Source organism: Pseudomonas sp. GW823-FHT02C02 (genome assembly GCF_058797635.1).
Genome location: NZ_JBXAJV010000022.1, coordinates 89711 through 109400, shown reverse-complemented (window position 1 = coordinate 109400; position 19690 = coordinate 89711). Strand labels below are relative to the sequence as shown.

23 protein-coding genes and 2 pseudogenes are annotated in these 19690 nt (G+C 56.2%); 21 read left to right on the top strand and 4 right to left on the bottom strand.

Going from position 1 to position 19690, the window contains the following annotated elements; translation table 11 throughout:
• Positions 1-14 precede the first annotated feature (14 nt).
• The 3 genes from merC to merT are packed head-to-tail and all read right to left on the bottom strand — an operon-like array spanning position 15 to position 1104.
• Positions 15-449: an organomercurial transporter MerC gene (gene merC, locus AC1ROI_RS29785; protein WP_102599624.1), complete on the bottom strand. Its 435-nt coding sequence runs from the start codon at positions 447-449 to the stop codon at positions 15-17.
• A 12-nt stretch (positions 450-461) separates the two neighbouring features.
• Positions 462-740, bottom strand: coding sequence for a mercury resistance system periplasmic binding protein MerP (merP, locus tag AC1ROI_RS29780; protein ID WP_019819715.1), 279 nt, complete (start codon positions 738-740; stop codon positions 462-464).
• Positions 741-753: 13 nt separating this feature from the next.
• Positions 754-1104 carry a mercuric ion transporter MerT gene (gene merT, locus AC1ROI_RS29775; protein WP_102599625.1) on the bottom strand — a complete coding sequence of 117 codons (351 nt, stop codon included), beginning with the start codon at positions 1102-1104 and terminating at the stop codon, positions 754-756.
• 71 nt (positions 1105-1175) lie between these two features.
• Here merT and merR point away from each other — a divergent pair, with 71 nt between their 5' ends.
• Positions 1176-1595 carry a mercury resistance transcriptional regulator MerR gene (gene merR / locus AC1ROI_RS29770; RefSeq protein WP_102599626.1) on the top strand — a complete coding sequence of 140 codons (420 nt, stop codon included), beginning with the start codon at positions 1176-1178 and terminating at the stop codon, positions 1593-1595.
• 201 nt (positions 1596-1796) lie between these two features.
• Here the strand turns inward: merR and AC1ROI_RS29765 are convergent.
• Positions 1797-1988: pseudogene (locus AC1ROI_RS29765) on the bottom strand (co-regulatory protein PtrA N-terminal domain-containing protein); the annotation flags it as partial.
• 357 nt (positions 1989-2345) lie between these two features.
• Here AC1ROI_RS29765 and AC1ROI_RS29760 point away from each other — a divergent pair.
• From AC1ROI_RS29760 to AC1ROI_RS29665, 20 genes and pseudogenes are all read left to right on the top strand, one after another.
• Complete coding sequence (locus tag AC1ROI_RS29760; protein WP_207235042.1) at positions 2346-2606, top strand: thioredoxin family protein; 261 nt, start codon at positions 2346-2348, stop codon at positions 2604-2606.
• A 37-nt stretch (positions 2607-2643) separates the two neighbouring features.
• Positions 2644-2859, top strand: a complete 216-nt coding sequence (locus AC1ROI_RS29755; RefSeq protein WP_207235041.1) for an efflux RND transporter permease subunit — start codon at positions 2644-2646, stop codon at positions 2857-2859.
• A 44-nt stretch (positions 2860-2903) separates the two neighbouring features.
• A complete protein-coding gene (locus AC1ROI_RS29750) occupies positions 2904-3107 on the top strand; it encodes a hypothetical protein (RefSeq protein WP_102599629.1) in 204 nt (67 codons plus the stop codon).
• A 175-nt stretch (positions 3108-3282) separates the two neighbouring features.
• A complete protein-coding gene (locus AC1ROI_RS29745) occupies positions 3283-4293 on the top strand; it encodes a YVTN family beta-propeller repeat protein (protein ID WP_102599630.1) in 1011 nt (336 codons plus the stop codon).
• 441 nt (positions 4294-4734) lie between these two features.
• Positions 4735-5004 (top strand): DUF2933 domain-containing protein, encoded by a 270-nt coding sequence (locus AC1ROI_RS29740; RefSeq protein ID WP_102599631.1) that lies wholly within the window; start codon positions 4735-4737, stop codon positions 5002-5004.
• Between the two features lie 2 nt (positions 5005-5006).
• Positions 5007-5654 carry a methyltransferase family protein gene (locus tag AC1ROI_RS29735; protein WP_102599632.1) on the top strand — a complete coding sequence of 216 codons (648 nt, stop codon included), beginning with the start codon at positions 5007-5009 and terminating at the stop codon, positions 5652-5654.
• A gap of 325 nt (positions 5655-5979) precedes the next feature.
• Positions 5980-6855 carry a polyphosphate kinase 2 gene (gene ppk2 / locus AC1ROI_RS29730; protein WP_102599633.1) on the top strand — a complete coding sequence of 292 codons (876 nt, stop codon included), beginning with the start codon at positions 5980-5982 and terminating at the stop codon, positions 6853-6855.
• A 21-nt stretch (positions 6856-6876) separates the two neighbouring features.
• Positions 6877-9303, top strand: a complete 2427-nt coding sequence (locus tag AC1ROI_RS29725; RefSeq protein WP_102599634.1) for a heavy metal translocating P-type ATPase — start codon at positions 6877-6879, stop codon at positions 9301-9303.
• A gap of 614 nt (positions 9304-9917) precedes the next feature.
• Positions 9918-10550, top strand: coding sequence for a LemA family protein (locus AC1ROI_RS29720; RefSeq protein ID WP_102599699.1), 633 nt, complete (start codon positions 9918-9920; stop codon positions 10548-10550).
• On the top strand, positions 10547-11392 hold the full coding sequence (locus AC1ROI_RS29715; RefSeq protein ID WP_207235040.1) for a TPM domain-containing protein: 846 nt from the start codon (positions 10547-10549) through the stop codon (positions 11390-11392). Before AC1ROI_RS29720 ends, AC1ROI_RS29715 begins: the two co-directional genes overlap by 4 nt.
• 2 nt (positions 11393-11394) lie before the next feature.
• Positions 11395-11892, top strand: coding sequence for a TPM domain-containing protein (locus AC1ROI_RS29710; RefSeq protein WP_102599635.1), 498 nt, complete (start codon positions 11395-11397; stop codon positions 11890-11892).
• 174 nt (positions 11893-12066) lie between these two features.
• Entirely contained in the window at positions 12067-12321 is a 255-nt protein-coding gene (locus tag AC1ROI_RS29705) for a heavy-metal-associated domain-containing protein (protein WP_102599636.1), read from the top strand.
• Between the two features lie 116 nt (positions 12322-12437).
• Positions 12438-13667, top strand: a complete 1230-nt coding sequence (locus AC1ROI_RS29700) for an MFS transporter (protein WP_256580131.1) — start codon at positions 12438-12440, stop codon at positions 13665-13667.
• A gap of 303 nt (positions 13668-13970) precedes the next feature.
• Entirely contained in the window at positions 13971-14270 is a 300-nt protein-coding gene (locus AC1ROI_RS29695; RefSeq protein WP_102599637.1) for an FAD-dependent oxidoreductase, read from the top strand.
• A 382-nt stretch (positions 14271-14652) separates the two neighbouring features.
• The gene (locus AC1ROI_RS29690; RefSeq protein ID WP_102599638.1) at positions 14653-15657 is read left to right on the top strand and encodes a YVTN family beta-propeller repeat protein; all 1005 of its coding nucleotides are present in this window, start codon (positions 14653-14655) and stop codon (positions 15655-15657) included.
• An 866-nt stretch (positions 15658-16523) separates the two neighbouring features.
• Positions 16524-16841 (top strand): DUF305 domain-containing protein, encoded by a 318-nt coding sequence (locus AC1ROI_RS29685; RefSeq protein WP_256580132.1) that lies wholly within the window; start codon positions 16524-16526, stop codon positions 16839-16841.
• A 277-nt stretch (positions 16842-17118) separates the two neighbouring features.
• Positions 17119-18099 carry a hypothetical protein gene (locus AC1ROI_RS29680; protein WP_102599641.1) on the top strand — a complete coding sequence of 327 codons (981 nt, stop codon included), beginning with the start codon at positions 17119-17121 and terminating at the stop codon, positions 18097-18099.
• Between the two features lie 203 nt (positions 18100-18302).
• On the top strand, positions 18303-18620 hold the full coding sequence (gene tnpA / locus AC1ROI_RS29675; RefSeq protein WP_102599642.1) for an IS66-like element accessory protein TnpA: 318 nt from the start codon (positions 18303-18305) through the stop codon (positions 18618-18620).
• Positions 18621-18758: 138 nt separating this feature from the next.
• A complete protein-coding gene (locus AC1ROI_RS29670; protein ID WP_254668370.1) occupies positions 18759-18971 on the top strand; it encodes a group II intron maturase-specific domain-containing protein in 213 nt (70 codons plus the stop codon).
• A gap of 82 nt (positions 18972-19053) precedes the next feature.
• Positions 19054-19227 (top strand): annotated as a pseudogene (locus tag AC1ROI_RS29665) (transposase domain-containing protein); the annotation flags it as partial.
• Positions 19228-19690 lie beyond the last annotated feature (463 nt).

The window sequence follows — 19690 nt, the reverse complement described above, 5'->3', positions numbered from 1 at the left end:
GTCTCTTGTCGGTATTACTGTTTCTGCGGAGTCGGACAGGAATCCGGCCCGCAACGGCGGTTGGCGGGCGACACCAGATCCCATATCGACACCCCAAACATGAGGGCCAGGCCGATATAGAGCAGCCAGCCGCTCCGCCAGCCGTAAGCCAGCATCAAAAACACCGCTGCTAGCACCAGGACAGGACCGATCAGACTGAGCGCAGTCCGTCGCCACTGCCGATGATTGAGCCAGCCAAGGGCATTAACGAGCAGAGCCAGTCCAGCAAAAAGAGGCAGCAGCGTGGTGATGAACAGGCCTTCCCACTGGCTCAAAAAGCCCAGACCGATCGCGGCCCCCAGGCTGGCAAGGGCGGGAAAACACGAGGCGCAACCTATGGCGGAAACCAGCACGCCGACAGAACCGGCTTTGTCACCGATCCGCGTGAACAGATTGAAAGAATTTGCCATCGGAATGCCCGCCTATTGCTTGACGCTGGATGGGTAGCCGGCGTCCTCAGTCGCCTTGGTCAGCGCCGGGGCATTGGTCTTGGTATCGTCGAAGGTGACGGTGGCCTCGCGGTTTTCGAAGCTCACCTCAGCCTTGGTCACGCCATCGACCTTGGTCAACGCCTTCTTCACCGTAATCGGGCAGGCGGCGCAGGTCATGCCGGGCACCGACAGGGTAACGGTCTGGATGGCCGCCCAGACAGGTGTGGCGACGAGAGTGGCAAGGGCGAAGGATGCAAGCAGTTTTTTCATGGCGAACTCCTGATCAGTAGAACAAGGGAAGGATGTAAGGGAAGCCGAGCGCGACCAGCGCCAATGCCGCAACCACCCAGAACAGCAGCTTGTAGGTGGTGCGTACCTGAGGAGTCGCGCAGGCTTCCCCGGGTTTGCAGACTTGAGCCGGGCGAAAAATGCGCCGGTAGGCAAAAAAAAGCGCGATCAACGCCCCGCCGATAAAGATCGGGCGATAAGGTTCCAGCACGGTCAGGTTGCCGATCCAGGCCCCGCTGAATCCCAGTGCGATCAGTACCAACGGCCCAAGACAGCAAGTCGAGGCGAGAATCGCAGCAAGCCCCCCGACGACAAGAGGGGCGCGCCCGTTTGATGGTTCAGACATGCATTTCTCCTTTCGAGCATTTGATCGATGGTTTAAGGTTAATCCCGTAGTCAAGTACGGAATCAAGCGGTATGAAAAAAAATTTGGAAAGTCTGACCATCGGCGCCTTCGCCAAGGCGGCCGGGGTCAACGTGGAAACCATCCGGTTCTATCAACGCAAGGAGCTGTTGCCCGAACCGGACAAGCCCTACGGCAGCATTCGCCGCTACGGCGAGGCGGATGTCGCACGGGTGAAATTCGTAAAATCCGCGCAACGGCTAGGCTTTAGCCTCGAAGAAGTGGCCGGGCTATTGAGGCTGGATGACGGCGCTCACTGTGATGAAGCGCGCGTGCTCGCCGAGCAGAAGCTCGAGGACGTGCGCGGCAAGCTCACAGATCTGCGACGGATCGAGTCAGTTTTGGAGCAACTGGTTCACGACTGTTGTGCGAGCCACGGGACTGTTTCCTGTCCGCTGATCGTTTCGCTGCATAGGAACAAAGAGCCGCGCTGACCTACGATCAGCAGTTTCGTAAGGCGCCCCTGTTTGTCGGCTGGAGCTTAAAAAAAAGCTGCGCTCAATGAGCACCGCTGAATGGCCAAAGGAGCACTTGCAGAGGCCACAGATGGGTAATCTGACATTTACGCTCACGCCTTATCAGGACAAACTCACGCTGAGTCTGGTCGAGCGGAGCGTGGAGCGGTCGCTCATGTACTACCTTGCAGGTGAACAGGCGGGCTGCTCTTCGACACGGCTAGCCGCCGTGGCCCCTCGTTGCTCAATCTTCACCACCAAGGCCGCCTCAGCCTTGTCGTGCATAGAAGCGGCCCGCTCAATCAAACGATCGCTCCCGCCCTCGGCCCATATGGTGGATGACAGCAGAGTCGAACCAACTATCAGCAGTAGTCTTAGGTATTTTCATAACAGCCTCCTCTCGGGTTTTCTACCCACGAGTCGACTCTATCTCCGTAGTTAAGTACGGAATCAAGAAGGAAATGGAGTTGAAGAGAACCTAGATTATGGTGCTGAGAGAAGATGGTAGGGCTTTAGTGCGCTTTCTGTTCCGTTGCTCCCCAAACCCCAGCTTGAAGCATGCTCCAAGGTCAAGCTGCGGATGCCCGCGCAAGACGCGCAGCGAACCAGCCGGAGGCCCTTGACCTTTGAGCGCACTCGAAGGTTTATAGTGAGTTTAGCGAGCTTCGCTCCGCACCCGCCGGAGCCCGCCCCTGATGACTCGGGTGCATGAGAGGGAGGTAATTGACCATGACTCGCAAAGTTGAAGTCTTTAGCGCCGGCTGCGCAGCTTGCAACGAGGTGGTGGATACGGTGAAACGCCTGGCCTGCCCGTCTTGCGAGGTGAGCGTGCTCGACATGCACGACATGCAGGTGGCACAGCGCGCCCACGCCCTGGGTGTCCGCTCGGTTCCCGCCGTGGCCATCGATGGCGTCTTGGCCGATTGCTGTGCCGGCCGCGGCGTGGACGAGTCACGTCTGCGGGCGGCCGGCTTAGGCCAGGCGATCTGAGCCGATGGCGGACCCACGGTAGGCAGCAGGCTCCTTGATGACGGCGCTGACTGCGGCGCTGGCACTGTTGCCGCTGCTATTTTCCGCCGATGCGGCGGGCAAGGAAATCTTACATCCGGTGGCGGTGGTAATTTTCGGCGGGCTGGTTAGCTCGACCATTATGGACAGCTTCCTGACCCCCTTGATGTTCTGGCTATTTGGCCGGGCACCCTTGCAGCGTTTATTGGATGACCACAGTCAGACCATGCTCTAACCCAGATGCACATTAACCCGACGCCCACCATGAACGGAGTCACCATGAAAAAAGCATTTCGCACACTGTTGTTGAGCAGCAGTTTGATCCTTGCCATTAACGTCACTTATGCCCATGAAGATGCGCCGCAAGCGCCGCAGCATGAAGGAGTGGTAAGCGAGGCGTCGTCGGGCAATACCGCCGAACTGAGCCTGGCAGGCGGCAAGCTGAGCTGTGCTCAAACTGACGTTTCCCGGCAAGTCGGCTGAGCTGTTTCGCTTCGTCTTGCCGTGAGCAATAACTACTTTTTCCGCAGCGCTCAATGCCAAGTAGTTGATCATGATCAATGAGCGACTGGTTGCGGCGGCGCAGCATGGTAGGCAGGCGATTGCTCGCCGAACACCAGTCGCAATAGTCACTGTTTCGCTAAAAGGATCAGCGCTCATGTTCAAGTTCAAGTTCAAACTGCTTTTGGCGTCCAGTCTCGCTCTGGCTTTAAACGTAGCGCTGGCAGCGCCAGTTGGCACTGTGTACACGGCCAATGAGCGCGACAGTTCGATTAGCCAAGTCAGGCTCGACACGGGAGTGGTCAAAACGCTGGCCCTGAACATTGCACCGCATAATTTACACATCAGCGCCGATGGACGCTGGCTGCTAGTGGTGGGCATGCCTGCGCATGCTGAGCATCAAACAGGAGCCATGAGTGGGGGTGAGTTGCTGGTGTTCAGCACTGCCACGCTGGATAAACCGGCCTTTAGCCTGCCGGCGGGGCAACATCCTGCCCACGTGGTGACTGACCTGAGCGGGCAGCGGGCTTTCGTTAGCGACTCTGCCGCTAATCTGGTGCGGGTGTTTGACCTACAAGCACGCGCTCAGCTCGGCACTGTCAAGACCGGTAGTTTCCCCCATGGTTTACGCCTGAGCCCGGATGGCAAGAAGCTGTATGTCGCCAATATGCGCAGTGGCAGCGTATCAGTAATCGATACCGCAACGCTGAAAGAAGCCACGCAAATTGCCGTTGGTAACGGCCCCGTGCAAGTCGGCTTCGCCCCAGATGGACAGCAGGCCTATGTGTCGCTGAGCGCGGAGAACAAGCTCGGAATCATCGATACGAAAACACAACGCTTGATAGGTAAAGTTGCCGTCGGCAGAACGCCGATTCAGATGTATGCCACGGCAGATGGTCGCCAGGTCTACGTAGCCAATCAGGGCAGCAGCAGTGAGCCGGATGACCGCGTCTCGGTGATTGACCCGCAGACCTTGAGCGTTGTCGCCACCCTGACCACCGGTAAGGGCGCTCACGGCGTGGCCATCAGCAGCGACGGCGCTTATGTATTTGTTAGCAATATCGAGGCCGGCACCTTCTCTGTGATCGATACTGCCAGTCGCACAGTGGTGGCCAGCCATAAAGTCGGGGCCGGCCCCAATGGCATTAGCTACCAAGTGCCCGAGTGAGCAGCAAACAACCGCTGGTTTGACTTAGGTCAGTTCGGGTGCTGCTTAGCGGTCTAAACTGAACATCGACATGGCTTAACAGGTCTATGGAGTGCTCATGTACTGGTTCCGTCATCACCGCCGCAGTCTCATGCGCCTCACTCTTACGACTCGCGGCGCTTTGCTACGCCGGGAATGCGGAAAAAGTGTGCGCGGCGCCGGTGTCTGCGGTTCTGGGAATGAACCTGGATTTCTTCCGACTGCTGCCGCGGCTGTTCCCACACCGGCGCACGCGGGTGGTACGGCGAGGATCAGCAGCTTCTTGCCAAGTCTGCTTTCCGCAATTCCACATCGCAGGGAGCGTACCTCATCGTCGCCGCGCGACTGCTCGGCCTATGGCAGTTCGAAAAACCTTAGCGTACGATTTTTTCCGAACTCTGTAGGCTCCCCAAGGAGAATCTAGTGAAGCACGACCACCTCCAGCACAACTCTGAGCCACAAAGCTTTTGGAGCTCGCGCTACTTGATCGGGTTGATCGTTTTTGGCGCCATTGCTACGTATTTTCTGTTAAGCGAGCACCGTGCCCACTTCTTTGGCGCGCTGCCGTTTCTGCTGTTGTTGGCGTGCCCGCTGATGCACGTCTTCATGCACGGCGGCCATGGTCACGATCACGAAGACCCGTCGGCCAAAGCCCCCCCTGGACCATCGCAGCCGCCAAAGACTGGAGATTAGTCATGCACGACACCCCGGCTTACGGACTGTGGACGCTTGTCATCCTCAATTCGGCCATCTTCATCATGTTCGCGTTCAGTTTCTTCAAGCCTCGGACCGCACGCGACTGGCGCACTTTCGGGGCGTTCGCAGCCTTCATAGTTGCTCTGTTCGTCGAGATGTACGGCTTCCCGCTGACCATCTACCTGATGTCGGGCTGGCTTCAGACGAAGTTTCCGAGCCTCGACCTACTGTCCCACAACACCGGCCATCTGTGGTCGACGCTACTCGGAGAGAAGGGCGATCCGCACTTCGGTGTGCTGCACATCGCCAGCTATGTCTTCCTTGGCTTCGGCTTCTATTTACTGTCCAGCGCGTGGAATGTCCTGTATCACGCGCAACGGCGCAAAGGTCTCGCCGTGTCAGGCCCGTATGCGCATATCCGCCATCCGCAATACGTTGCGTTCGTACTTATTCTGTTGGGCTTTCTGTTCCAGTGGCCGACGTTGCTGACCTTGCTCATGTTTCCTATTTTGCTAGTGATGTATGCGCGGCTGGCTATCACAGAAGAGGCAGAGATGCGAAAGCAGTTCGGCGCGGAGTTCGCAGATTATGCTGCGAGGACACCACGCTTTCTGCCGTCGCTGCGCAAGCGGCTATCGGCCACCTGAGGCGATGTTGCCTGAAAGCTCGCGGGCACTCCTTTAACTCCGTTTATCCGGCGGCTATGGATCAACACCTGAATCGCGTCAGCAGGTTCAACGACACAGGCAAGCAGCCTCCTCAACCTCATCCATCTGTTGATTGCTCGGCCTTACCTCAGCAGAACGAGCCTAATGTCGAGAGGGAGGTACCCGTATCGGGGGGGTGTGCAGACAGCGCGTAAGCGCCTAAAAATTCTGCGTCCGTGACACCGATCCAGATCGAATCGGTGGTCACCAAGTTCAGTTTTGCCCTGAAGGTCCGAACGACCGTACTGGAGGATGGAGTACTTCTATGAGCAAAAAGAAAAAGAATGTCAGGGGAAATGATGAAGTCGCTCTGCCGGTTGCAGGCGGCACAGGTATTTCGCCGGCTGAGCTTATCAGCAGCAGGGGGCAAACCGAGGCATTGATCTCACATGATGACTATGAAGCTCAGCTTCGTGTTTTGCAGATTGAGTTGGTCAAGCTGCAGAGGCACTTTATCGGCTGCGGCGATAAGATTCTCGTGCTGCTGGAGGGGCGAGACGCCGCCGGTAAGGACAGTAGCATCAAGCGCGTCGTCGAATACCTAAGCCCGCGCGAAACACGCGTCGTGGCACTCGACAAACCCTCTGACCGCGAGCGCAGTGGATGGTACTTCCAGCGTTTCGTCGTCCACCTCCCCGTGGCTGGGGAGCTAGTTCTGTTCAATCGAAGTTGGTACAACCGTGCCGGCGTCGAGCATGTGATGGGCTTTTGCTCTAAGGACGAGCATGAGGAGTTCATACAATCGGTGCCGAAGTTCGAGGAAGTGCTCGTCAACTCAGGTATCAAGCTGCTGAAGTATTACCTCGACATCAGCAAGGACGAGCAGCGGCGCCGATTAGACGAGCGGCAACGTAATCCGCTCAAGCAATGGAAGACGAGTCCGATCGATGCTGTCGCCATTAAACGTTGGAAGGCGTACTCCGCCGCGCGCGACGAAATGCTGATGCGAACGCATACCGCTATCTCACCGTGGCGCATCGTACGGGCTGACAATAAGCGGTTAGCGCGTCTAAATCTTATACGCGACGTCCTCTCGCGACTACATTACGCGGGCAAGAAGAACAAGCTTGTCGAGCCGGATCGGGACATCGTATTCGAATTCACGCCCAATTGCGTCGACGCTGGGAAACTGGCGCGCTGATGTCTGCCCTCAGGAGCGAACATGAAAACAAGCACCTTCGAAGTGGGGGAGTTAGTCTCCCCCCTGAGCGCGACCGGCGTCCACCGACAGATCGCAATGCTATCGGGTGTTCATCATGTCGAAGTGAACTATGTGGCCGGCAGTGCCACCGTGCACTTTGACGAAGCGAAAACGTCGCATCAAGAGATCCGCCAACGCATCATTGACTGCGGCTACCATTGCCGGGGTGAACTCGTTCCCGCTCACCTCTGCGAGCCTACAGATCACAAGACCGCAGACGCGCATAAAGGCTACATGGCGCATGGTGGTAGCAAGGGACACGCGCCGAAGGAAATGGAACCGGGGAGTGATCCCCATGCTGGCCACAGCGTCAAACCCGCGCAACTGATGAGCGACATGACGCACGATATGGGGCATGCGCCCGGCATGTCGATACAGGACATGGCCGACGATATGCGTAATCGCTTCTTCGTTGCCCTATTGTTCGCTATTCCAGTCTTCCTGTACTCGCCGATGGGCAAGATGTTCGGCGATTTCGCAACTCCGTTCGACCTTAATCGGAAGGTTTTTCTGTTCGTCGCCGCCACTGGCGCGATCGCTTATCCGGGTTGGCCATTCTTCATCGCAGCCTGGCGTGCTGCGCGCAACCGGGTGGTCAACATGGCGACCCTGGTTTTACTCTCGGTCGGCACTGGGTATGTGTTCAGTGTGGGGGCCACCTTCCTCTATGAAGGTGAGGTGTTCTACGAAGCGGCAGCCGTGCTGCTGGTCTTCATTCTACTGGGCCACTGGCTTGAGATGCGTGCACGCGCGGGTGCCTCAGATGCGATCCGCGCCCTTATGGATCTGGCCCCGCCGATGACCACGGTGCTACGCGCTGGCGTCGAGACCGAGGTGGCCACCTCGGAGGTGCTGACAGGCGAGACGGTAATCATCAAGCCGGGCGACAAGCTTCCGGTTGACGGCGAAATCATCGAAGGTAGCTCTGAGGTCGATGAGTCTATGCTGACCGGCGAATCGATGCCCGTGAAGAAGACTCTTGGTGATGCCGTTATTGGTGCCACGATCAATAAGAGCGGTAGCTTCCGCTACAAGGCTACCAAGGTTGGTGCCGACACGGCGCTGGCCCAGATCGTCAAACTCGTCCAGGAAGCCCAAAACTCCAAGGCGCCGGGGCAGCTACTTGCTGATCAAGCCTCGCAGTGGCTGGTTCTGGCAGCCATTGTCATTGGTTTGCTCACTTTCGGCGTGTGGTTCTGGGTCCTGGGCCAGCCACTACTGTTAGCGTTGACGCTAACGATCACGGTGTTCGTCATTGCCTGCCCCGACGCTCTAGGCTTGGCCACCCCGATGGCCATAATGGTCGGTACGGGACTCGGTGCTATGAACGGTATCTTGTTCAAAAACGCCGCCGCACTTGAGAACGCTACCAAGCTCACCATCATCGTTTTCGACAAGACAGGCACTCTCACACTCGGGCAACCTGATGTGGTAGAGATGGTCACCGCCCATGACGTCACCGAAGCTCAGTTGCTGGCTACCGCCGCGGGGGTAGAGAAGTTCTCGGAGCATCCCTTGGCGTTGGCGGTGCTCAAAAGATTGGGGACCTCGCAGGCCGAGGTCGCGACGGGATTTACCAACATCGATGGTCAGGGTGCTCACGCGATGATCGACGGTGAGAAGGTACTGCTCGGAAACCTAAAGCTGATGGAGTCCGAAGACATCCCATTGCAGGCGCTGGCCACAGAAGCCATCCGACTCCAGGGTGGGGGCCGCACCGTGGTGTATGTCGCTCGCGGCGGAAAGCTGATCGGTCTAATCGCCATCGCCGATGCCGTACGACCGACCTCCATGGCGACGATCGCCAAGTTGCAGGAGCGCGGTGTAAAGGTGGCGATGATTACCGGCGATAATCAAGCCACGGCCGATCGCATCGGCAAGGAGCTTGGTATTGATATAGTGCTGGCCGACGTGCTTCCAGGCCAGAAAGCATCCAAGCTTAAGGAGCTTCAAGCGCAGGGGCACAAAGTTGGCATGGTAGGCGACGGCATCAATGATGCGCCGGCCCTGACCCAGGCCGATGTAGGTTTCGCGATTGGTGCCGGCACCGACGTGGCTATGGAAAGCGCGCAGGTCATTTTGATGAAAAGCGACCCGTACGATGTCGTCGGTGCTATAGAACTGTCACGTGCCACCCTGCACAAGATGCATCAGAACCTATGGTGGGCGGTTGGTTACAATCTGATCGCCTTCCCTCTGGCAGCCGGCGTCTTCTACCCGTTTACTTTGTCGCCAGAAATCGCAGCATTATCGATGTCGGGTAGTTCGGCCGTCGTGGCAATCAATGCTTTGCTACTGAAACGGACCAAGCTCGCCGGTATCAAGCGTGTACGACCACAAATTACACCTACGGCCGGCGCGCAGGCTTCCCCAGGCGTCTCGTTATAAGCCGGCCGATGTGTTCCACGGGCCCGATCATGCGGCAAGGAGGAAACCGAAAGCTTTGCAGGGTGCAAATCACAAGCGACGAACGGTGGAGGTCCATTCTGGTTACTTTGACCTAGATCAATCTATCCTTTCCCTCATCCTCGTACTGTAAATTTATCCACTATCTATAAGAGAAGAGGGAAAACTCATTAAACTGAAACTTGTCCTTAGATATATCTACTCTGACTGTGGCCCTGTCAGCTTGCATCTGACTCAACCAGTATGACCAGCACTGCCCAGACTTCAGCGGCAAAAAATATCTGAAGAGCGTGATACGTTGATGGCCGAACGCATGAACGCGATGCAGGATGACATGTCGAACCTAAATGGCATGGGTGTGAAATCGTAGAACACACAATAGCGTCACTGCAATTGATGCACAAATAAATGCAAACGGTGATGGATCCAACCGGATCTCATCGGCAGCAATGCGATGAGCGGCAGTACTGCACCGTGGCGAAGAATTTTTATAAGTAACACTTAGTCATCGCAACCAAAACATGGCAAGGATATTGCCGACAGGCGCAACAGTCACAATGTTGTTCGGTTTGAAAACCTGTTTTTGGAAAAATAAAATGCGCAAATTATTGATCCTCCTGACAACGCTGGTTGCTTTAAACCTAAGTGGCTGCGGCTACAACACTTTTCAGACTAACGACGAGCAAATTAAGGCAAGTTGGTCTGAGGTAGTAAACCAATACCAGCGTCGAGCGGATCTGGTACCTAATCTGGTCAATACAGTCAAAGGCTATGCTGCGCATGAAAAAGAAGTACTAATCCAAGTGACGCAAGCGCGGGCTCAGGCGACCTCCATACAAGTGACGCCAGAGGTGCTCAATGACCCGGCCGCCTTTGCCAAGTTTCAGGCTGCACAAGGCGAGCTGTCCGGAGCGTTGTCCCGGTTGCTGGCAGTGAGCGAAAACTACCCGCAACTGAAAGCCGACGCCGGTTTTCGCGATTTGCAGGCGCAACTGGAAGGCACCGAAAACCGCATCGCCGTAGCACGCAACCGTTACATCAAGTCAGTGCAGGAATTCAACGTCACGGTCCGCTCGTTCCCCTCCAATCTGACGGCGATGGCATTCGGATACAAAGAGAAGCCTAATTTCACGGTAGCAAACGAAAAAGAAATCGCTAAGCCCCCTTCAGTAGATTTTGGGTCAGCGCCTGCTCTTCCCCCAAGCGGGACGCAGGGAGCAGCCAAGTGACAACGGTGCGCACGACAAGCGCGGCGGCATTGTTTGTCTTAGTGCTTTGCTGGTCTTTCCTCGTGGGCGCTCAAGTCGCAGTACCCCCCCTTACTGGCCAGGTCACTGACCAGACCGCTACGCTCACCGCAGATCAGACGGCAAGTCTCGAGCAAACTTTACGGACGTTTGAAGCCAAGAAAGGCACTCAACTCGCACTTCTCATTGTCCCCAGCACCCAGCCGGAAGCGGTCGAACAATATGCTTTGCGCGTTGCGGAACAATGGAAGTTAGGCCGGAAAAAAGTGGATGACGGTGCAATCCTGGTCATCGCGAAGACCGACCGTGCGCTTCGCATCGAAGTAGGCTACGGGCTTGAAGGCGTACTCAATGACGCCACCAGCAAACGCATCATCAGCGAGATCATCACACCGCGCTTCAAGCAAGGAGACTTCTACGGTGGCATTGCTGCCGGGCTCGATCAGATGATCCGGGTAATTGATGGAGAGCCGTTGCCGGCACCCAACGCACAAACTATCGGCGGTGTTACAGACATTCGGCAATATGGTCCGCTCATTTTTATTCTTGCGCTCGTGATCGGCAGTGTTCTGCGCCCCGTTTTGGGTAGATTTCCAGGCGCGCTGGTCACTGGAGGTGTTGTGGCCGTTATCGCATGGTTGGTGGCCGGCGCACTATTCATCGCGTTTGGTGCGGGCGTGATGGCGCTCTTGTTCACGTTGGTCGGTGGCGGTATGGGCGGATACGGCATGGGGGGGCATCGTGGAGGATTCGGTCGAGGCGGTGGTGGCTTCGGCGGAGGCGGAGGCGGGTTTGGCGGTGGCGGCGCATCGGGGAGATGGTAAACATGAATATCAAACGCGTTCTGAACCATCTTGTTATGACCCACTGGCAGGTCAAACGGGCTTTTCCCCGCGAAACGTTGATCGCGATCGAGCTAGCGATTAAAGCCAGTGAGGCTGCACACGCCGGAGAAATCCGTTTCGTCGTGGAGGGCGCACTGGATAGCACACCGCTTTTCAAGGGCCAGTCCGCGCGAGAGCGCGCTATCGATGTGTTTTCGCAGTTGCGTATATGGGACACCGCTCACAATAACGGTGTGCTGATTTATCTTTTGCTCGCTGACCGGGACGTGGAGATTGTTGCCGATCGCGGAATACACGCGAAAGTGGGCTCTCAAGAATGGCAAAGCATTTGCCTCCAGATGGAAGCCGCCTTCAAACAATCCAATTACGAAGGCGGCGTAGTCAGCGGTGTTCAGGCGGTTACACAGCATTTGACGAAACACTTTCCCGGTGCCGGCGGTGACCAAAATGAATTACCGGATAAACCAATGGTTCTCTGAGGAGCCCTCTATAGTTGATAGCCGACCAAAAAACTCAAGCACGCTCAGACGAGGCGGAGAAATCCAAAGTAATCTTGAGCAAACGGATCTGCATACAAATGTGAAGCCACTGACGGGAGACTGAGAACGTATTACAACGATTTTTTATTCCCTATCATGAAAAGGAGTATCACCATGCAAAGTGAAACGTTGAATGTTACCGGTATGACGTGTGGCGGCTGCGCCAGCAATGTGGCGAACGCGCTGAAAGCAATTCCAGGAGTCGATGACGTAGTAGTGTCGCTCTCGACCGGCGAGGCTGCCGTGCGCTATGACGAGCAGCTCACCTCGCTCGATCAACTGAAATCGGCCGTGAAAGGGGCGGGCTATGGAGTGAATGCGGCCAAGGCCACGCCCAATCATCAATCCAAGGGTGGTTGCTGCGGTTAACTCGCCCCTATGATGCTCAGACGTCGGACCGCAGGCATGACTCGATGGCCTGCGGCTACATGAGGGCCACCAGCGCGCGCTCAGCACGTTTGCCCGTAGCGACTACGGCCGCGCTTATGCTCAGCGTGTTCACTGTGTCGGTTGGCTTTGGCATCGTGCTTCCGCTTTTACCCTACCTAATTGAGCGGCTCTTGGGAGCTGAAGGTGATGCTGCGCTAGTTTCCCAGCACACCGGGTTACTGACTGCTGTCTACACTCTCTCACTTTTTCTGTTTGCACCCATGTGGGGCCGACTTTCCGACCAACGCGGCCCGCGAGGTGTACTACTTGTTGGACTTCTCGGCTTTGGCGTAACCATGTTGGTTTTCTCTTTTGTTGAGAGTCTCGTCGCTGTTTACGCCGAGCGCTTCATAAGCGGTATGTTTGCCGCAGCGGTGACGCCCGTAGCAGCGGCTGTATTCGGAAACGTCACGACGACCGAACAGGGACGGGCCCGTCGGCTTGCGTTCGTCAGCATGACAGGGATTAGCGGCTTCCTGCTTGGACCGATGCTGAGCGTGTTCGTAACGCGCTTTGCCGCAGATACCTTTAGCCTCGCCTCGCCGGCAGGATCGATCGCGGTTCCGCTCGCGGCGACGGGACTGCTCGCCTTTCTAGTGGCCGCTGGAGTTGCGTTTTCAGTACCACGTATCGAAGGCCTTGGTCGGTCAAAGCAGATATCTAATACCTTGGTCGATCAAAAAGCATGGCTCGTGCCAAAACTCCTCATCCTCACTTTCATCGTTTCGGTCGGCGTCGGGGCCTTCGAGGTCGGGCTCGCACTGCGTGGTAAACAGGAACTTGGTTTGAGTCCATATCAGATTGCGCTGATGTTCACCGAGTGCAGCTTGGTCATGTTTGGGATGCAAGCAATCGTATTCTCACCCTGGTTTAAGCCGGACAAGACCCGCTGGCTCATCGCACCCGCACTCTCCGTGCTGGCAGCTGGGTTGTTCCTTGTACCTTGGGCATCTGATTTTATGTTGATGCTAGTCGTGATCGGTGCGGTCGCTGCCAGCGCCGGCATCCTGTCGCCGATCCTCACTTACTGGATCTCAGCCAAGGCTGGAAGCGCGCAGGGCTGGGAACTCGGCAAGCAAACGGCAGCGTCCAGTCTTGGGACAACCTTAGGGTCGGCGGTCGGTGGAATCCTCTACAGTACTGTCTTTCTGCCTGGTGCCTCTTTCGTTCTGAGCGCGAGCCTCACAGCGCTTGGCTTCTTGCTAAGCCTTGGGTTGCCGCATTTACTAATGCTTCCTAATTTATGCTCTCGTTCGATATCCGAGGGATCGACCAAGCCAAAATGAGAAAAATAGAGCTGAATCGCCTCGGGGCTCAACCCGATTTTACGGGGGGTGGGCGATCTACGTGAGGCCACTCTCGGTGGTGATGTGCGTTGGTGCCCGATTTGCGACGGATACGATGTCATCGACCAGGACATTGCTCTTCTCGCCTCCGCCAAGGAAGGTTTCAGGCATGCGCTATTTCTCCGTACCTAGACCCGCCAGCTCACACTAATTGCGCAACCGGGCAGCAGAGAACTAGACAACGAAGAACGTCTCAAAATTGCACAGACAGGCATCCGGCTCGTCTAGGATCCGCTCGCGCAAATCCGCAAGATCAAAGGGCATCGTGTGGCGATACGCTTGGCTAACGGCGGCGAACTCAGTTTCGACACCCGATACCCGATGCTTGGCTGCAACGCACGGACCGAGTTGGCTAAAAGCCTCGGCGTAACTTTTGACAGCAATGGCGAGTTGGTGGTGGACACCGGCCAGCGCACGTCAGTCCTGGGGTTGTACGAGGCGGGCGATGTAGTCAACGCGCTCAATCAGATGAGTGTTGGAGTCGCCCATGCGGCGACTGCGGCGACCGCGATACATAACGCCCTCAAGGACAACTATCGCTGAAAAGGTAATATCCAAGGACGGTCTGCTTCGGTCATACCGCGATAGCAACTAATGCCCACGACATTACGTGCTGATGAGATGCGACTCGGACCGAGGCGCGACTTTAGAGTGGTAAGCGAAGCGTCGTCGGGCAATACCGCCGAACTGAGCCTGGCAGGCGGCAAGCTGAGCGGTGCTCAAACTGACGTTTCCCGGCAAGTCGGCTGAGCTGTTTCGCTTCGTCTTGCCGTGAGCAATAACTACTTTTTCCGCAGCGCTCAATGCCAAGTAGTTGATCATGATCAATGAGCGACTGGTTGCGGCGGCGCAGCATGGTAGGCAGGCGTTTGCTCGCCGAACACCAGTCGCAACAGTCACTGTTTCGCTAAAAGGATCAGCGCTCATGTTCAAGTTCAAACTGCTTTTGGCGTCCAGTCTCGCTCTGGCTTTAAACGTAGCGCTGGCAGCGCCAGTTGGCACTGTGTACACGGCCAATGAGCGCGACAGTTCGATTAGCCAAGTCAGGCTCGACACGGGCGTGGTCAAAACGCTGGCCCTGAACATTGCGCCGCATAATTTACAAATCAGCGCCGATGGGCGCTGGCTGCTGGTGGTGGGCATGCCTGCGCATGCTGAGCATCAAACGGGAGCCATGAGTGCAGGTGAGTTGCTGGTGTTCAGCACGGCCACGCTTGATAAACCGGCCTTTAGCCTGCCGGCGGGGCAACATCCTGCCCACGTGGTGACTGACCTGAGCGGACAGCGGGCCTTCGTTAGCGACTCTGCCGCTGATCTGGTACGGGTGTTTGACCTACAGGCACGCACTCAACTTGGCACTGTTAAGACTGGTAGTTTCCCCCATGGTTTACGCCTGAGCCCGGATGGCAAGATGCTGTATGTCGCCAATATGCGCAGTGGCAGCGTCTCAGTAATCGATACCGCAACGCTGAAAGAAACCGCGCAAATTGCCGTTGGTAAAGGCCCCGTGCAAGTCGGCTTCGCCCCAGATGGGCGGCAGGCCTATGTGTCGCTGAGCGCGGAGAACAAGCTCGGAATCATTGACACGAAAGCACAACGCTTGATAGGTAAAGTTGCCGTCGGCAGAACGCCGATTCAGATGTATGCCACGGCAGATGGCCGCCAGGTCTACGTGGCCAATCAGGGCAGCAGCAGTGAGCCGGATGACCGCGTCTCGGTGATTGACCCGCAGACCTTTAGCGTTGTCGCCACCCTGACCACCGGCAAGGGCGCTCACGGCGTGTCCATCAGCAGCGATGGCGCTTATGTGTTTGTTAGCAATATCGAGGCCGGCACCTTCTCTGTGATCGATACTGCCAGCCGCACAGTGGTGGCCAGCCATAAAGTCGGGGCCGGACCCAATGGCATTAGCTACCAAGTGCCCGAGTGAGCAGCAAACAACCACTGGTTTGACTTCCTCAGTCCGGAACTCCTCGAGTTGACTGGATAGCCCCGCTTTGTCTTACAGGAGAAGCTGATTTTCTGTGGCCAATTCGGTCACATGGGTTTCAGCCCGGGTTAAGCCTTCCGCCAAAAGGCTCCGTTCCCTATCGACCAAAGCCAGGCGCATCAGTGTCTCGGCCAAACTCTGCTCGCCATTGCCGTGCTCTTGTGCCTGATGATCTGCTTAAGCTCGGTGAGTTGATACGCCACCTGCTCATGCGCGCTGCGGCTCTGCGTCAGCGTATTCTGGGGCGTGAGCGCGATCGTTGTGTTGTGTCAGGCGTTGCTCCTGAGCTTGCTGCTCGGCGCGAGAAAGGGTTACGCGCGATCTCAAACAGTTCTTATGTTCGTCAGCGAACGGACGTCACTGAATAGTGGGGCCAAGTTGCACGTACACCGAGAGAAGTGGGTCAAAGCTGGCGCTAGTCGCCGATCGCATCACCATCAGGAGAACATATCAACGAACGAGAACCAGATGGCTCACCACACTGGGATCCGCGACAACATGCGACCCTGAATAGATGTGTGTAGTCACTGCCACGACCTGCCTGCATACCGCGATGACCCATTGCCTTGCGGCAGGAAGCAAAAACGTCGAAGCCACACATTTCAAGAGCTAATCGAACACCCCAATGCAGGCACACAAGAAAGTAATTTTCATGCTGCGCGGGCAATGGCAGCGTGTGTCGACCCTCCGGCCTCTACCTGGAGATTCACGATGTCACAGCAAATTAAACACAGCAGATCTAACCAGTTCACTTTATCGGCCTGCGCCGTAGCGATGGCCGTCACGGTCATGGCAGTAGCACCGACGTGGACGAATACCGCCGAACCCGCGAAGAAGGATGCGAAGGCCATGTCCGCGAACAGATGGATCATTCGAAGAAGGATGGCATGAAGGATATGGGCGGCATGAAGCACATGGAGGGCATATCCATGACAGGCGATGTGGATTATGACTTCGCGGCCAACATACGCATGCACCACCAGATGGCGGTCCACATGTCGCAAGCCGAACTCAAGAACGGCAAAGATCCGCAGATGCTCCAGGTGGCCAAGGACATCATTGCAGCACAGAAGAAGGAAAACGCCGTATTCGATCGGTGGATGAAAGCGCACAAGAAGCTATGATTAAGGCGCTGCTGAAGTCGAATTAGGGTGCGGCTGCTTTGAAATAAGCGGTCGTGCCGGTTTGAACAGCAATCCCCAGTCAGGCTGGTTTGCCTGAACTAAGAAGATCCGAGGATGCTCCGCTGAGCTCGGAAGCATTGATGCGCAACCTGCTCGGTATGCAAGCAGTGCTACCGGTGCTGCTCGATGAAGCAGAACCGAAGACCCCAATCTGCCGCGTTATACGGAGATCGTAGCTATTGCGCATACATCGGCAGGGAATACTCGGAGCCAGACGATGCCGTTGAGCAAAGCAAGTACCCTCTTATCCGCCTTTTTTGTATTCACGACAACGGGCTGCCAACCCTCCAACGTTCAGCCGTTATCAATCACTGGGGATGCCGTAGCGCGGTCTCAATCGGCGTGTCAAAAGGAGGACTTCATCTGGAATAACAAGATTGTGCCTTCCCTCTACGGCTCTGAACTCCCAGCGCTGACTGCGCCAAGCATCGGTGATACCTTAACCTTGGCAATGCCGAGTTTTACGGTTAAGTCGCTGACTGCGCAAGGAGATGAGCTGGAGCAAGGGCGGCGCAAATTGGTGCATGCATTTGGTGCAGAGGCGCGCTTCCGGTTTGTGGCGAACCGTGCAGTGGCGAGTCGCTATACCGGCATCTTCCAAAGCGGCACCGACTGCGTGATTGGTCGTCTTTCGTTGGCGACTAAGCCGACGGATACCCACTCTGTGCCGGCCTTAGCATTGAAGTTTTTCATTGACGGTAATCACCCGTCGGTCAATTTACAGGTTATGAATTCCATCGATGGCCAAGAGAGATACAATTTCTTCGAGAAGACTTTCAGCAACATCATTCCACCCGCAGGCTCTTTTGCGACGCGCTTACTCGCCGGTTTCTTTGAATGGGCAGCCATACGTTTTGGGGCTAGAGATTCAGATCCCGGTCACTTGACCGTTGAGCATCTGGCCGATATTAACGCCGATGGCTCTAAAGTGGCTGCGCCAAGGGCGCCTTACCAACTTCTTTTTAAGCCGCGGCCAGCAGCTGCTGCTCGCTTCAACGGGGTGACAATGCAGGATGACTTTCGGATAAGGTTGACTGACTTCCCTGTCGGAGAGGTGCTGTACGACGTTTACGCCTTGGATAAAGGCGAGACGGTCGAGCAGGCTAAACTTTTAGGCCAACTGGTTCTAAATTCCAAGATCGTGGCGTCTCGGTATGGCGACGAAAAGCTCTACTTTCAACACAATATGCAAAGATAAGCCTAAGCCGCGTTGCGGGACAGCAGGTTGATTCGGTGCTCGCCGGTAATGCGTTGACCATCAACCGCCGTCTCAATGGTCGCGGTAGGAATGGCAGTTACCTGTAAGGGGCCGGCGAACACACCTTCCGAGCCCGGCCGATAAGGGCGATTGTGTCCGCGTAATTTTATGCGGACACAATTACCCTTAATGTCAGGATCGCCATGCGTGAACGTAAGTCCTACACAAAATCCTTCAAGGCCCAAGTCGTCCATGAACGCGAGCAGCCCGGCGTTTCCGTGGCAGCCATCGCGATGAGGCACGGTATCAACGCTAATGTCGTGCGCCGTTGGCTACCGCTTTACCGTGATCAGCAGGCTGCCGCGCTACCCGCTTTTATCCCTTTGAAAGTCGAATCAAAACGAGTGGTTGAAGCGCCGGGGATCATTGAATTACCGCTTGGCCAGCAAACGCTCACGGTGAAGTGGCCAATTTCCGATCCCGAAGGGTGCGCCCGATTCATTCGTGGGCTCACCCAATGATCCGCATTGATGCCATCTGGCTCGCCACCGAGCCCATGGACATGCGTGCTGGCACCGAGACCGCGTTGGCCAGGGTGATCGCGGTGTCATCGATCAACGACTGATGACCTGAGGGATTTTTCTCGTAGGTACAACGCTGTGATTCGGGGATGGATCGAATACTACGGTAAATTCTGGTACAGAAACTTCAGCTATCGATTGTGGAGCGCGTTGCAATCGCGCCTGCTCAAATGGATGAAGAGCAAGTACCGAATCTCTATACGTCAAGCGGAGCATCGGCTGCGTCTTGTCCGAAGAGAAAATCCGGAGCTGTTCGCACATTGGTATCTACTACGTGCATCGAATGTGTGATCAAGAGCCGTATGACGGGAGACTGTCACGTACGGTTCTGTGAGCAGCCGAGGGGTGAAATTCCCTTCGACTGACTCGACTCGCAGGATCGCTACGCAGCGGAAAACGGGCGGTGGCGATCATGAGGTTGATCCAGTCGGCGCGGCTCAATGGGCATGATCCGTACGCTTATTTGAAGGACGTTATCACGCGCTTGCCAACGCAGCGAGCGAGTGAGATGGATCGGTTGCTGCCGCATAGGTGGCAGCCGGTTTAGTTACGCAAGACGGGATGCCCGGACGCTTACTTTTGGCGTGCCTTTTGTCGCCATTAGTCAGTGCACGTCGCCGATAATATGCACTCTTTAAAATACGAAGCTAACCTCAAATATGAAGGTGAATTGAGTGCTGCCAAGCGTGATTTGCAGACATTCAACAGCGCCTGTGGCTACTCCAACCGAGTGGGGCGTCGTCGAAATATTGATCGGGATGTAGGTGACATCAATCCCGATCCAACGACAGCCGCTTCTGCTCGTTGGTGCAGTAGCCTTTGGTAAGCCACTCGTAGCTTTGGGCTTTCTGATCACCACACCTAAAGCCTAGGTGTTGGCATCTCGCAGATGCCCGTCATGGCTTTTCCTTCTTGGCTGGTGGGGCTGTCTAGTGCTCAAAGACGTGTTGATGTTGGCAGGCCCCTCCTATTAGTGGCGGAGTTGGCCTCGTCAATAACTGCACAAGCGT

Coding starts and splice junctions, on each gene's coding strand:
- AC1ROI_RS29755 (WP_207235041.1), top strand. CDS start 2,644: ATGACGGCGCTGACTGCGGCGCTGGCACTGTTGCCGCTGCTATTTTCC.
- AC1ROI_RS29735 (WP_102599632.1), top strand. CDS start 5,007: ATGCACGACACCCCGGCTTACGGACTGTGGACGCTTGTCATCCTCAAT.
- AC1ROI_RS29680 (WP_102599641.1), top strand. CDS start 17,119: ATGCCGTTGAGCAAAGCAAGTACCCTCTTATCCGCCTTTTTTGTATTC.
- AC1ROI_RS29745 (WP_102599630.1), top strand. CDS start 3,283: ATGTTCAAGTTCAAGTTCAAACTGCTTTTGGCGTCCAGTCTCGCTCTG.
- merR (WP_102599626.1), top strand. CDS start 1,176: ATGAAAAAAAATTTGGAAAGTCTGACCATCGGCGCCTTCGCCAAGGCG.
- tnpA (WP_102599642.1), top strand. CDS start 18,303: ATGCGTGAACGTAAGTCCTACACAAAATCCTTCAAGGCCCAAGTCGTC.
- AC1ROI_RS29760 (WP_207235042.1), top strand. CDS start 2,346: ATGACTCGCAAAGTTGAAGTCTTTAGCGCCGGCTGCGCAGCTTGCAAC.
- merP (WP_019819715.1), bottom strand. CDS start 740: ATGAAAAAACTGCTTGCATCCTTCGCCCTTGCCACTCTCGTCGCCACA.
- ppk2 (WP_102599633.1), top strand. CDS start 5,980: ATGAGCAAAAAGAAAAAGAATGTCAGGGGAAATGATGAAGTCGCTCTG.
- AC1ROI_RS29710 (WP_102599635.1), top strand. CDS start 11,395: ATGAATATCAAACGCGTTCTGAACCATCTTGTTATGACCCACTGGCAG.
- AC1ROI_RS29700 (WP_256580131.1), top strand. CDS start 12,438: ATGCTCAGCGTGTTCACTGTGTCGGTTGGCTTTGGCATCGTGCTTCCG.
- AC1ROI_RS29750 (WP_102599629.1), top strand. CDS start 2,904: ATGAAAAAAGCATTTCGCACACTGTTGTTGAGCAGCAGTTTGATCCTT.
- AC1ROI_RS29690 (WP_102599638.1), top strand. CDS start 14,653: ATGTTCAAGTTCAAACTGCTTTTGGCGTCCAGTCTCGCTCTGGCTTTA.
- AC1ROI_RS29720 (WP_102599699.1), top strand. CDS start 9,918: ATGCGCAAATTATTGATCCTCCTGACAACGCTGGTTGCTTTAAACCTA.
- merT (WP_102599625.1), bottom strand. CDS start 1,104: ATGTCTGAACCATCAAACGGGCGCGCCCCTCTTGTCGTCGGGGGGCTT.
- merC (WP_102599624.1), bottom strand. CDS start 449: ATGGCAAATTCTTTCAATCTGTTCACGCGGATCGGTGACAAAGCCGGT.
- AC1ROI_RS29725 (WP_102599634.1), top strand. CDS start 6,877: ATGAAAACAAGCACCTTCGAAGTGGGGGAGTTAGTCTCCCCCCTGAGC.
- AC1ROI_RS29705 (WP_102599636.1), top strand. CDS start 12,067: ATGCAAAGTGAAACGTTGAATGTTACCGGTATGACGTGTGGCGGCTGC.